This window comes from Variovorax sp. 38R (genome assembly GCF_014843395.1).
GTDB classification, from domain to species: Bacteria; Pseudomonadota; Gammaproteobacteria; order Burkholderiales; family Burkholderiaceae_C; genus Variovorax; species Variovorax paradoxus_H.
In genome coordinates this window covers 1,120,679-1,132,126 of the sequence record NZ_CP062121.1, presented here as the reverse complement: position 1 = coordinate 1,132,126, position 11,448 = coordinate 1,120,679, and the positions used below count along the sequence as shown (strand labels likewise).

The 11,448-nt window shown below is 65.8% G+C and carries 8 protein-coding genes; 2 read left to right on the top strand and 6 right to left on the bottom strand.

The window, feature by feature from the left end; translation table 11 throughout:
- Positions 1-32: 32 nt before the first annotated feature.
- A complete protein-coding gene (locus tag IG196_RS04975) occupies positions 33-1,484 on the top strand; it encodes an aldehyde dehydrogenase (RefSeq protein WP_192195257.1) in 1,452 nt (483 codons plus the stop codon).
- Positions 1,485-1,533: 49 nt separating this feature from the next.
- On the opposite strand, the gene IG196_RS04970 is transcribed toward IG196_RS04975, so the two are convergent.
- From IG196_RS04970 to IG196_RS04955, 4 genes are all read right to left on the bottom strand, one after another.
- Positions 1,534-2,781: a hypothetical protein gene (locus tag IG196_RS04970; RefSeq protein WP_192195256.1), complete on the bottom strand. Its 1,248-nt coding sequence runs from the start codon at positions 2,779-2,781 to the stop codon at positions 1,534-1,536.
- Positions 2,782-2,790: 9 nt separating this feature from the next.
- Positions 2,791-4,944, bottom strand: coding sequence for a DUF3274 domain-containing protein (locus tag IG196_RS04965; protein ID WP_192195255.1), 2,154 nt, complete (start codon positions 4,942-4,944; stop codon positions 2,791-2,793).
- Complete coding sequence (locus tag IG196_RS04960) at positions 4,941-8,090, bottom strand: type VI secretion system Vgr family protein (RefSeq protein ID WP_192195254.1); 3,150 nt, start codon at positions 8,088-8,090, stop codon at positions 4,941-4,943. Before IG196_RS04960 ends, IG196_RS04965 begins: the two co-directional genes overlap by 4 nt.
- Before the next feature lie 124 nt (positions 8,091-8,214).
- Positions 8,215-8,505 carry a LysR substrate-binding domain-containing protein gene (locus IG196_RS04955; RefSeq protein ID WP_192195253.1) on the bottom strand — a complete coding sequence of 97 codons (291 nt, stop codon included), beginning with the start codon at positions 8,503-8,505 and terminating at the stop codon, positions 8,215-8,217.
- Between the two features lie 48 nt (positions 8,506-8,553).
- Between IG196_RS04955 and IG196_RS04950 the strand changes: the two genes are divergently transcribed.
- The gene (locus IG196_RS04950) at positions 8,554-9,138 is read left to right on the top strand and encodes a DUF6306 domain-containing protein (protein ID WP_225616930.1); all 585 of its coding nucleotides are present in this window, start codon (positions 8,554-8,556) and stop codon (positions 9,136-9,138) included.
- Here the strand turns inward: IG196_RS04950 and IG196_RS04945 are convergent.
- Entirely contained in the window at positions 9,125-10,426 is a 1,302-nt protein-coding gene (locus IG196_RS04945) for an aminotransferase class V-fold PLP-dependent enzyme (RefSeq protein ID WP_192195252.1), read from the bottom strand. The genes IG196_RS04950 and IG196_RS04945 overlap by 14 nt on opposite strands.
- A 4-nt stretch (positions 10,427-10,430) precedes the next feature.
- Positions 10,431-11,333 (bottom strand): amino acid ABC transporter substrate-binding protein, encoded by a 903-nt coding sequence (locus IG196_RS04940; RefSeq protein ID WP_192195251.1) that lies wholly within the window; start codon positions 11,331-11,333, stop codon positions 10,431-10,433.
- Positions 11,334-11,448 lie beyond the last annotated feature (115 nt).

The window sequence follows — 11,448 nt, the reverse complement described above, 5'->3', positions numbered from 1 at the left end:
CCCCTCTTCCTCTTCTTTCGCAAAGGACACCCATGACCGACATCTCCATGTTCATCGACGGCGAACGCTGCGCCGCCACCGGCGGCAAGACCTTCGAGCGCCGCAACCCGCTGGACGGCGGCGTCGCCACGCGCGCCCCCGCGGCCACGCCCGCCGACGCGGTCGCTGCAGTCGACGCCGCGCAACGCGCCTTCGCCACCTGGTCGAAGACCGGTCCCAACGAACGCCGCGCCCTGTTGCTGAAGGCCGCACATGCGCTCGAAGCGCGCGCCGACGCCTTCGTGCAGGCCATGGCGCGCGAGACCGGCGCCTCGGCGCTGTGGGCCGGTTTCAACGTGCACCTCGCGGCCGGCATCCTCACCGAGGCCGCGTCGCTCACCACGCAGATCGCCGGCGAAGTCATTCCGTCCGACGTGCCCGGCAGCCTCGCCATGGGCGTGCGGCAGGCGGCGGGCGTCGTGCTGGGCATCGCGCCGTGGAACGCCCCCGTGATCCTGGCCACGCGCGCCATTGCCACGCCGCTGGCCTGCGGCAACACGGTGGTGCTCAAGGGCTCCGAGCTGTGCCCCGAGACGCATGCGCTCATCATCGAAGCGCTGGCCGAAGCTGGCCTGCCCAAGGGCACGGTCAACTTCGTCACCAACGCGCCGGCCGATGCGGGCGCCGTGGTCGAGGCCATGGTCGCGCACCCGGCGGTGCGGCGCGTCAACTTCACCGGCTCCACGCGCGTGGGCCGCCTCATCGCGCAGACCTGCGCCACGTACCTGAAACCCGCCGTGCTCGAACTCGGCGGCAAGGCGCCCTTCGTGGTGCTCGACGACGCCGACATCGACGCGGCCGTGAACGGTGCGATCTTCGGCGCCTTCGCCAACTCGGGGCAGATCTGCATGTCGACCGAACGCATCGTCGTCGACAACGCCGTCGCCGATGAGTTCGTTTCGAAGTTCGCCGCCCGCGCGCAGGCGTTGCCGCTGGGCGATCCGCGCGAAGGCCCGGTGGTACTGGGCTCGGTGGTCGACATGAGCACCGTGACGCGCTGCAACGCGCTGATCGACGACGCACTTGCCAAGGGCGCGGTGCTCGTGTGCGGCGGCAAGGCGCAGAACACATTGATGCCCGCCACCGTGCTCGACCACGTGACGCCCGCGATGGACATCTACCGCGAGGAATCGTTCGGGCCGGTGAAGGCGGTCGTGCGCGTGAATGGCGTCGAAGAGGCCGTGGCAGTGGCCAACGACAACGAGTTCGGTTTGTCGTCCGCCGTGTTCGGCCGCGATGTGGCGCGTGCGTGGAACGTGGCGCAGCGCATCGAGGCGGGGATCTGCCATGTCAACGGGCCGACAGTGCATGACGAGGCGCAGATGCCGTTTGGCGGTGTCAAGTCGTCAGGGTACGGGCGCTTTGGGGGGCGGGCCGGCGTCGAAGCGTTCACGGAGCTGCGGTGGATTACGGTGCAGACGACGCCTCGGCACTATCCGTTCTGACAAGGGTCGCCGCGTCTGTCAGAACCGAAAGGATGCCTCGCAGGGAGACTCAGATGTCTTTCTTCCCATCCAGCCGCTTGCCCCACCACGGTCGATTGAATTGGCTGAATGTGGTCGCATAGCGGAACTCCTGGCGCTCCGGCGGTGGCGTGTGATTCGGCGGCGGCAGCACCACGATGGCGCGCGCCGAACCGGGGTCTTGCGTGCTCACGTACATCACGGGGTGGTTGCGCCGATGGGCTGCATAGCAGGCCATCAGCAAAGAGAAGCTGACGGTGTTGGCACCCAGTTCTCCCAGCAACGAGACCATGTCCACGTTCTGTTCGACATCGTCGAAGTCGTCGATATCAATCTTCAGATCGTGAAGGGCACGGGTGAGCAGCACCAATCGTGCTGTCGCGTCTTTGGTGCCACGTCCCGCGTCGCGCACCCAGGTCCCGATCTGCTTGGGCGCAATGCCTGCATTGGCAGCGGCTTGCTCGATTGCTGCGCGATAGGCCATGGACGACTTGGTATCGCCCTTGGCTTCGGGTTTCATGTCATCGATCGAAACTTGAGCTGGTGCATACCAGTTGACCAGCGGCGTGCGGCCAGTAGCGAAACCTGGGTTGGCCAGCATCAGGAGAACCGCGGCCTCGTTAGGCTGCTCATCCTTGGGCGCATTTGGCGCGTCGGCCGAGGCCATCCACATGCCCTTGCCAGGGACTTGGCGAATGTAGTCGAGAGAAGTCAGAAGGCCCGACCATCCATCGGTGCTGGGGACCAGGGCGAGATCGGGCTGAGACTCGCCGCCAAAGTATCCGTAGCCTGAAGTCCAGAAATCGTTGACTTGCGCCTGCGTTGCATAGCGCGGCTCAAAGCTGGAGACGATCTTCAGTCCGTTCATCTTGATCCCGTTCCAGAGGAAAAAGTGAAAGCCGTCGTAGGTCGTTCGGTTGTAGTTGCTGACCGGAAGAGTGAACGCAGCGCAGGTTTCCCTGGTCAAGATATAGACAAAATGCGAGCGTTTGGTTGTACCGCCTGTTCCGTCAACCGGCGCCCAAATCTTCTTCGGAGGTACTCCTCGAGGCCCCGGGTCAAGGAAGCCTGACAGATTGAATGCCAACGGATAGCCGCGTTGCGTCAGCGGCGAGATCAGGTTGGCTCCGATCAGCTGCGCTACTGGCTGAACACCAACGGAGGCAGGAGGAAGCACGGACGTAGCGGCGACCGCTTCGCCCCCGCTCTTGCGCCATCCCAGGGCGGAAAGTAGTCCCATCACGGCTCCCTTGGTCAGAAGTGTTCGACGTTGCTGCATGGAATACCCTCAATAAAGGAAGCCCAATGGAGGGCCTTCGCGTTCATCTTTGATTCCATCGGCGTAGGTTCGCATGTGCTCGATGTTGTAGTACTCATGAAGTGATTTTTTGGATTTTTTCTTGTCTTGTTCGGTCGGAACGTCGTACTTTCCTTCGGCGTAGTACGAAAAGAAATTGTTGGACTCCTGCTCCAACTTGTCCGGAATGAACCGCCAATGCGCAATCTTCCGGAACCTCACCCAATCCTCCGGGCTCAACCAGCAGTTCCCCACCGCCACGTCATACGCAAGCACACACCGCGCATGCTCGGCATTGGTGAGGATGGTCGAGTGGTCCGTTGCGTTGGGGTTCTCGTTGATCATCTTCTGACGATCCTTGTGTTCGTCATCGTCTGTCTTGATGTCGCCTTGCGCACGGTGCATGCGAACGCGCGCATTGTGTTCATAGATCAACTCGCCCTGGCTTCGTTCATCGCCTTGGCCTTGCCCGCCGTACAGCGTTCCGCTTTCGGGGTTCGCGGCATTCAGGGCATCGCGCGAACCGTCCTTGCCTTGATCGAAGTCTCCGACGGTTCCATAGCGAACGCTTTGCGGCATGACGGGCTTGCGCAAGTAAGGCGCAGAGACCGGCACGGCATAGCCCTTGTCCGGCATGGCGCTGGCGCTGATGCCGCCCATGGCGCGGGTGATCACATAGAACAACGGTGAGGCCAGCCACGACACCATCCGGCTCGGCAAGGTCTGCGAGGGATTGAAGTCCAGCGAGTACTTCACGTGCTCGGGCTCCGGCACCCAGAACTTCTTGGGATCGTGGTTGTCCTCGTGATAGCGGTAGTTGCGCCCCCAGGCCTTGTCGCCTATCTGGAGCGGCTTGCCGTCGCGCCGGGCTTGGGCCCACACACGCTGGAACATGGTGCCTGCCGGGTTCGGCTCCTTTGCGTCCTTGGGCATGACCGTCTTGTCGACCTGTTGAAGGGTCGCAAGATCGAGGCCCTTCCAGCCGATGCCCTGAACCGGACTTGCCGAAATGACCTGATCGTGCGGGTTGCAATAAAGAAAGATCTTTCCTCGGTTGTCCCGGTCCTTGGATGGGTCTTCCGGCGGATCGACCCAGAAGGCACCCAGCTCCCACAGCGACTTCCCGCTTTCCTTGTCCTTCAGGCCGAGCCAGGCATTGATCTCTTCGCGCTTCTGCTCCGCCGCGGCCCGTGCCTGGACCAGTGCGATGAAATTCGCCAATGTCTTGACGCGCGCCTCGGGCGTCACAGCGCCCTTCTTGCCAGCGTGGCTGCGTTGACTCCGGTTCACGACCTTGTCCATGAAGTTGATCCCGGTCGAATAGGGCGGGTTGCACATGACATAGGTGTCGGCAACGGCCTTGCCACCAGCCTCCTTGTCGTTGCTCCCCAGGAACGCAGCGCCCAGCGACACCATGTTGCCCTGACTGTGGCAGACCACGGTGATCGGGCAATCGGGTTGTGCCTTGCGAATGGCCTTGATGAGTTCCTTCAACCGATGCGCCGCATGCGCGAAGTAGGCGCGCGGCGGCGATGCGTAGATCTCGCGCCCTTCGACGGGCAGCATGTTGGTGTAGATCCACCAGAACGCGCGGTCGTTCAGCCCCAGCCCCCACATGTCGGCCAGGGTGGCCGTGCCGTTCTGAAACGGGCCACCGCCCCATGCGTCGAACTCGTCGAGAAAGATGCGCTCCTGCCAATACTCGGCGTTGTCCTGCTTGTTGGTGCCGTCTTTCGCCGCAGCCTTGAAGCCCCAGCGAAAACGGATCACCGGCGAACGGGCCTCGCTGCTTTCGTCGATGTACGACTTCGTGCTGAGGCTCTGGTCCAGCCTGCCGTCGGGTTGCACCTCGGGCTTGTATTGCACGGCTGACAGCGTCGAGCCGGCAGCGGCGCCGTCGACCCAACCCAGTCGCTCCATCAGGCCTTGGCACAACCCTGCCTCGGTCTGCTCGTACCACTCACCCGTGGAGTTCACACCGTGCACGAGGATGATCACGCCAGGAATCGGAGACTTGGCCATCAACTCCTGCCGTGGGTCGAAGCTCTTTCCGGTCGACACGCGATCGTCGTTGGCGAGCACGTAGTTCTCTGCACTGACCGGCGCGCCCTGCGCAGGCGCTGCGTTTGTCGATTCGTCTGTCATGCGTGTTGGGTCCGGAGGAATTCGATCTTCATGGTCTCGAAGCCATCGAAATCGGTGATCGCGGTCTCGCCCTTGTCGTTGGAGACCCCTTCAATGACCTGGCCGTTGGCACGTGTGATGCGATACCGTTGTTTCGGGATCGGATGACCATCGATCTCTCGCACAAGAACAAAGGAGCGATGGCTGCCGCCCGACTTCGGAAAAGCGGGGAGATCGGCGCCTAGGCTCGTCGGCCCAGCCAACTTCCGCTGCACCGCGTGATACGTGATCTTCCCCGGGCACTCGAAGGTGATGTCCCCATCCTGCAGCGTGATCGACGCGCCCTGCGCGGTCGCGATGCGGATCTTCTTCTTGGCCGCGAACTCCACCGTCTGGTCCGTGCTCGCGATCTTCAGCGCCTCCTTGGCCTGGATGCGCAGCTCATCGTGCTGCGCCTGGAAGTCCAGGTCGTCGCTGCCCGCGATGACTGACAGGCCCGATTCGGCATCGGCCTTCTGCGCCCCGGCCAGCACGCCGATGGTCTGTCCGCTGTGCACGCGCAGCACGTCGGCCAGCGCCAGGTTGATGTCGCCGCCGCTGGCCAGCGTGGCGGTCTCGCCGCTGACGATCTGCAGCTGCTGGCCTGCCACCATCGCCAGCCCGCCGCGTGCGGCCAGTGCGACCACGGCGTCGCTCGTGTGCGGCACCTTGCCTTCGCCGGTGGCGATGGCTTTGTCTGCTGCATCCGCGTAGGCGGTGTCGAGCGCGTCGGCAGCGACCATGCCGCTGGCGGTGCGCTCCATCGCGGCGTAGGGCGCGCGTTCCTTGTCCAGTTGCGATTCGTCGGCCTTGTTGGCACCGATGTGCCCGGCCAGCTGCACGGTCTCGTGGGTCTTGGCGGCATCGCTCAGCGCCTGGCCCAGCTGCTGCACCTGCTTGAGCAGCGCCATGCCGGCGGCGAAGTCGCCCGCGAGCTCCAGCTTCTGGCCGCCTGCGCCGTGGTACGTGCTGAGCAAGACGCCCTTGCCGCCGCGCAGGGCGGCATAGCCGTCGGTGCGCAGCTCCAGGCCCTGGCCGCGGAAGCTGCCCCGGAAGTTGTCGGCCTGGTGGATCAGGTGGCCCAGGTTCAGTTGGCTGTGGGCGGTGCTCGCATGCAGTTGCACGCGCAGCTGCTGGTTCGAATCGTCGAACACCAGCTGGCTGAAGCCCTCGCCGCCGAACTCCTTGGTCTTGAAGCCGCTCAGGGCGGCCGCATTGCGGTGGCCCTTGTCGTCGGCGCTGGCACCGTGCCAGGGTGGGGCATGGCCTGCAGCGAGGTTGGCCTGGGCGCTGGGCGAGGCGTTGCCCGCTTGGGCGAAGACGTCGTTGCTTTCCTCACTGCCGCGCGATGCGCCGCCGGGCGTGGGGGCGATGCCGCCGTCGCCGCGGCCGTTGTACAGCGCGCCGACGATGACGGGCTGATCGACATCGAGGTCGACGAACTTGACCAGCACTTCCTGGCCGATGCGCGGCAGCCACTGCCAGCCCATGCCGGGGCCCGCCTGGCGCTGGGCCACGCGAATCCAGCGGGTGCTGCGGTTGTCGGGGGCGCTGTCGTTGTTCTCTCCAGTTCCATTCTGCCAATGGAAGCGCACGCGCACGTCGCCGCGGTCGTTGCAGTACAGCTCGTCGGCGCCGTTGGGCGAGGTCTCGCCCGACGGCCCGACCACGATCGCGCTGTGCACGCCGCTGGCTGTGGGCTTGGCGTGCAGGCGTGCGCCGTCGGCCGCAGCCAGGGCGGGGCGCCAAGGGCGCGGGGTGTGCACGCCCGAGAAGCTGTTGGCGTAGCCCTGGGCCTGCGCGGTGGCGAGGTTCTGGGGCTGCGGGTGGATGCCGTTGTCGTTGCTCGTTGCCACTGCTGCAGACACCAGCCCGAACACATCGGATTCCGCAGTCACGGGGGCGCACGACTGATCGAACACCAGGTGTTCCGTCAGTTCGCCCAGCTGCGCCGCAATCGACGCGGCCGTGTCCTTGGGCAGGTTGTTGATGCCCACATGCTCGACGGTGTCCAGCAGCAGCGCGGGCTTGGTTTGTAGGCCCAATGCAGGTGCGTCATCGATCTCGATGCGTGTGCCCGCGCGCAAGGTGCGCACGGTGCTGTGGCCCAGCATCAGGTCGGCGCGGCATTCGGCCGCTTCCATCATCAGGGCCGCATAGCGCTCCAGCGTGCGGTTGGTGTCCCAGCCTCGGCTGCGGTCGTTCAGGCCGAGCACGTCGTCGTACTCCAGGCGCGGGGCGTTCTTGCCGCCGACCGGAAAGCGCGCCGGGGCGCTGCCTGTGAGCTGGCGCTTGCCGTCGACGTTCCAGGCGCTCAGGTGCACTTGCGCGACCGACTGGCGCATGCGCCGCACCAGCGCCTGCACGGCGTCGCTGCGTTCCTGCGAGCTCTTGCGGTGAAAGCGAACGGGCGAGCCGGCATCGGCGGGCTGGGCGTCGTTCGATGAAAAGATCACGAGCTTGTGGCCCATCGGGGCCTTGGCGTCTTCCTCAATGCGCCAGGCCAGGCCCTCTTCGGCCAGCAGGCGCGAGAAGAAGTCGAAGTCGCTCTCGCGGTACTGAGTGCAGTAGGTGCGCACGGGCGCATCGGCCAGGAAGCCATTCACCTCGGAGGAGAAGGCCCAGCTGCCCGCATCGGCATACGGGGCGAGCACGCGCTCGATGATGTCTGCGACGCTGCGTTGCTGGAAGACCTGGCTGCGGCCTTGCTGAGTGGCCAGCCAGAGCCAGGGCACGAGCGTCAGGCGGTAGCGGGCCAGGCCGCCATCGGAGCCGAGCGACTCGACTGCGCGGATCAGTCCGGTGCGTCTGCCAAGAGAGCCATCAGCCAGCACGGAGACCAGCGTCAGCGGTTGGTCGATCAGCGAAGACAACGCCAGGTCCGCGCGCAGGCTCAAACACACGATGCGCAGCTCGAACAGCTGCGACACGGCCTCGCGCTGCACCCAGCCTTCCACACGCAAGGCGTCGATGCTCTCGCGCGCGGCCGACGAAGAAGATGAAGCAGCGCTCGGTGCTTCAAGACGGTACAGCCGAGCCGTCTGGCTCAGCTCGGCCCACAGGGCGCTGCGGTCAGCGGATGGTGACGACGAACGCGTGCGCACAGGCACACTGCCGTGGTTGGACATGAAACTCCCCGAAGCTTATTTTTCTTCCCCGCGTTGCGCAGGGTGGCGTGCGCCCGATTGTCGGAGTCCCGGTGCCCTGGACGTAAGTACCTGAAAGTAGCAACCCGCGGAGCAGGACTGCGCCTCAGCCCGGCGAATGCATGCCGATGCCGGGGCGCTGCGGCGGGTTGTAGAGCACGGCCAGGTCGAGCGCGCCGCCCTGCACGGCGTGGAGCGGGCGCTGTGCGCTGTCGACTTCGGCGCGCAGCGCGATCTCGGGGCAGACGCGGTGCATCCAGATCAGCCAGTCGGCCAGCAGCGGGTGCCACAGGCTGGGTTCGCTGCCCACGCTCACGCCTTCTTCGATTCCCGGCGGCAGCGCGACATGCTGGCGCGCACGCTCCCACTGGCTTGGAGAGAAGCATCGGTTCATCATGGGAACGCACACGACTTCAGGAGCCCTGCCATGCGCCCCCTGCCGCCCATGCCCCACGCCTCCCCGCCCGACGATGCCACGCCGCCTTTCGCCGACACGCCCGCCGCGCTGCGCGCGCAGGGGCTGCGCTTCCCCGAGCGCGTGGAAGTGTCCTCCCCGGTCTGCTACGCCGATGAGCTGGATGCGGCCTACCGCGACGCCGGCAACCGCGAGGAGCTGCTGGCCGCGCTGAACGAGCTGCTCGAAGCCGAGCGTGCCGGCGCGCGCATCACGCTGCGCAGCGCCGCCGAGACTGACGACCCCGCGCTGCAGCGCCTGGTGACCGACATCCACCGCGACGAGGTGCGCTGGTGCGGCGTGCTGATCGACGCGATCCAGTCGCTGGCCGCCACGCCCAGCACGCGCACCGGCGCGTTCTACGAGCGCGCGATGGCCGTGCCCGAGCTGGCCGCGCGCATGGCGCTGCTCAACCGCGGCCAGGGCTGGGTGGTGCGCAAGCTGCAGGCGCTGCTGCCGCGCATAAGCGACGCGCACGTCCACGGCGAGCTGACGGCGATGCTGGTGTCGCACCAGCAGAACATCGCGCGCGTGGACGCACAACAGCAGGCCGCAGGTGGGCCTACGCAGCGCTGATGGCCTGCGCAATCTCGCGCGTCACGCGCAAAAAGTCTTCCATCTCGCCCACCGTGTGGCAGTGCAGCGGCGACACGCGCACGGTGCCTTCGAGCCCGAAGGATTCGAGCATCCGCTTCGAGTAGATGCTGCTGGCCACGCGCTCGTACACGGTCACGCCGCGCTTGCCGTACTCGACCACGGCCTGCGTGCAATCGAGGCCGTCGAAGCCGATGCCCAGGATCAGGTCGCGCTGTGTCAGGTCTTCGTGGTCCAGAAACACCTGCACGCCGTCCAGCGCGCGCAGGCCCGGCGTCTGCGCGGTGCCGTCGAGCAGCGTCGCCAGCAGCGCGCGCTCATGCAGCTCGATGCGCTCGATGCCCGCCACGAAGCGGGCGCGGCGGTCGGTGGCATCAGTGAAATGGCCGCCGAGCCAGCCCACGTAGTCGACGATTTCGGTGAGCACCGCGAACTGCCACGGCGCCGAGCTGCCCAGCTCCCAGTGGCCGGGCTTCTTGCCGGCCAGCTTGTGGTGCGGCAGCGCAGCCGCGCGCTCCGACATCCACGCGAAGCCCGAGCCGCGGCAGCCGAAGAACTTGTAGGGCGCGAGGTTGATGCCGTCCACCGGCGTCTGCTGCAGGTCGATGACGCCGTGCGGCGCGTGCTGCACGGCATCGACGAGGATGTAGAGGTCGGGCTTGATCTCGCGCGCGCGCCGCACGATGGTCGCCATGTCGAGCTTGGCGCCCGAGATGTTCGACGCATGGATCACGTTGAGCACACAGGTGTGCTCGTCGACCAGCCCCACGATGGCGTCCACGTCGACGCCGCCGGTGACGGGGTTGCTTTTCGCCACGCGCAGCTCGCGCCCGAGGCGTTCGGCATACAGGCGCATGGCGTCGAAGGCCGAGGGGTGCTCGAGCGCGGTCGTGACCATGTTCGTGCCCGGCACGTTCTCGGCCACCGCGCGCACCATGTCGAACATGGCGCCCGAGGCGGTGAGCGAGGGGTACACGCTGCCGCCGGTGGCGTTGAGGATGGTGCGCAGGTCGTCGGCGCCGCGCGCCTGCATCGCCTGCAGCTCGACGGCGGTTTCGTGGATGCGCTCGGCGTTGTCGGGAATGGCGTCGACCTGCGCGAAGCGCTCGATTGCCGCCTTCAGTCGGAACGAACCGCCGGCGTTGTCGAAGTACAGGCGCTCGCGGCCGTGGTGGTCGCGCTCGATGCCCAGGAAGCGCTCACGCACCTCGCGCATGAGCGTCTCGGAAAAGAGCTCGCCTTGCGGCAGGTCCGCACGTGTGACTGCCATGGTGTCAGACGCCCTTGTTGTTGGGGTTCTTGTAGATCTCGCGCACCGCGTCCGTCATCGGGAAGTTGAGGTTCGCGTTGCGCGGCGGGATCGGCGAGAGGAACCACTTGGTGTACAGCTGCTCGATGGCGCCCGACTTCATGAGTCCGTTGACGGTCTCGTCGACCAGCGCCTTGAACTCGGGGTCGTCCTTGCGCAGCATGATGCCGTAGGGCTCCTGGCGCAGCGACTCCTTGAGGATCTTGTAGTCGCCCGGGTTGGTGGCGCTGGCGATCATGCCGGCCAGCTGCACGTCGTCGAGCACGTAGGCATCGGCGCGGCCGGTGGACAGCAGCAGGAAGCCGTCGGAGGTGTCCTTGCCCGCGATCTCGTTCACCTCGATGGTGCCGCTCTTGCGCGCGCCGCGCAGCAGCTGGATGGAGGTGCTGCCCGAGACGGTGGCCACGTTCTTGCCGTTGAGGTCGGGCAGCGCGTTGATGCCCGAGTTCTTCTTCACGGCGGCCGTGATGTTGGTGACGAAGTGGCTGGGCGCAAAGTCGACCTGCGCCTGGCGCTGCGTGGTGTTGGTGGTGGTCGCGCAGTCGAGGTCCACGGTGCCGTTCTGCAGCAGCGGAATGCGGTTGGTCGAGTTGAGCATGGTGTAGCGCACCTCGATCTTCGGCAGGCCCAGCTTGGCTTTCACGGCGTCGACGATCTTCAGGCAGATGTCGTTGGTAAAGCCGATGGGCGCGCTGTCGGCGCTGAGCTTGTACGAGAACGGGATCTGGCTGTCACGCGCGCCGATCTGGATCGTGCCGCTCTCCTTGATCTTGCGCAGCGTGCCGGCGTCCTGGGCACTGACGGCGCCGCAGGCGAAGACAAGGGCGAGTGCCATTGCGAGAGGTGCGAGAGGCAGTTTGAAGTCCATGGTGTGTTCCTTGGGTTGCGATGACGGTGGCCTGGGGCGCATCTTGTGCGCCTCGATGAATTTCTAAAAGCGATTTTTTGTGATCGAATTGCATGAATAAAAGCGTTCTTTCAGG

Bases quoted from the DNA above. Each gene is read 5' to 3' on its own strand.
- IG196_RS04975 (WP_192195257.1), top strand. From the start codon at position 33: ATGACCGACATCTCCATGTTCATCGACGGCGAACGCTGCGCCGCCACC.
- IG196_RS04970 (WP_192195256.1), bottom strand. From the start codon at position 2,781: ATGCAGCAACGTCGAACACTTCTGACCAAGGGAGCCGTGATGGGACTA.
- IG196_RS04965 (WP_192195255.1), bottom strand. From the start codon at position 4,944: ATGACAGACGAATCGACAAACGCAGCGCCTGCGCAGGGCGCGCCGGTC.
- IG196_RS04960 (WP_192195254.1), bottom strand. From the start codon at position 8,090: ATGTCCAACCACGGCAGTGTGCCTGTGCGCACGCGTTCGTCGTCACCA.
- IG196_RS04955 (WP_192195253.1), bottom strand. From the start codon at position 8,505: ATGATGAACCGATGCTTCTCTCCAAGCCAGTGGGAGCGTGCGCGCCAG.
- IG196_RS04950 (WP_225616930.1), top strand. From the start codon at position 8,554: ATGCCCCACGCCTCCCCGCCCGACGATGCCACGCCGCCTTTCGCCGAC.
- IG196_RS04945 (WP_192195252.1), bottom strand. From the start codon at position 10,426: ATGGCAGTCACACGTGCGGACCTGCCGCAAGGCGAGCTCTTTTCCGAG.
- IG196_RS04940 (WP_192195251.1), bottom strand. From the start codon at position 11,333: ATGGACTTCAAACTGCCTCTCGCACCTCTCGCAATGGCACTCGCCCTT.